Here is a 609-nt window from a genome sequence, read left to right as displayed (position 1 = left end):
ATCTGGACTGGCTGAAAAGCCAGACCCTGCTGGACTATTTTGACCATAACTTTGACAGCACGGACGATTACAGCGGCGCGCTGTTTACCCAGTCGGTTCATGATTGTGTTTACGGGATGCAGGACAAACTGGGGGCCTCGCATTATTTTCAAGAGCAGATGATGCGCGACAGCATCACGCCGGATAATCTGCTGTTGCGTGCACTGGTGATGAACAGCGATAAAAAAATAGAGCAAACTCACGGCGTCTTAAAGACCGGTGCAGATTACGGCTCTCTCGCCTGGGATAAAATCCCCGATGGACTTAAAGATATTGCTGAGCACTTTCATGGACCCGCTTCCCTCACGATAGAAAAATACCTGAATGAACTGAGTAGCACCTTGTTTGCAGTGATGAATAAAGCCGTGGAGAAAGTGCCGCTTCCGGCACTGATCGTATTAGCTAAGCTGCATGGCAGGGAATTAAAAGTCATTAAGTTCGTTGGAAAACGTAAACATTTTCTCAGCGCGGTGGTGACTCAACTGAGCCTGATGGCGGATCTGAAACAGCCTGCTTCCTCAGATAAGCTGCGTCACCATGTTGATGCTGAAATGCGTCGTTTGAAGATTG

Annotated in this window: 1 protein-coding gene; it reads left to right on the top strand. The window is 48.3% G+C overall.

The window, feature by feature from the left end; genetic code table 11:
* Positions 1–609: hypothetical protein (locus AM629_RS24140; RefSeq protein WP_200905793.1), on the top strand; the 609-nt coding region annotated here is incomplete at both ends.

The organism is Photorhabdus heterorhabditis (genome assembly GCF_001280945.1).
Taxonomy (GTDB): Bacteria; Pseudomonadota; Gammaproteobacteria; order Enterobacterales; family Enterobacteriaceae; genus Photorhabdus; species Photorhabdus heterorhabditis.
The sequence above is the reverse complement of the archived record's forward strand: the minus strand, read 5'-3'. Positions and strand labels throughout refer to the sequence as shown.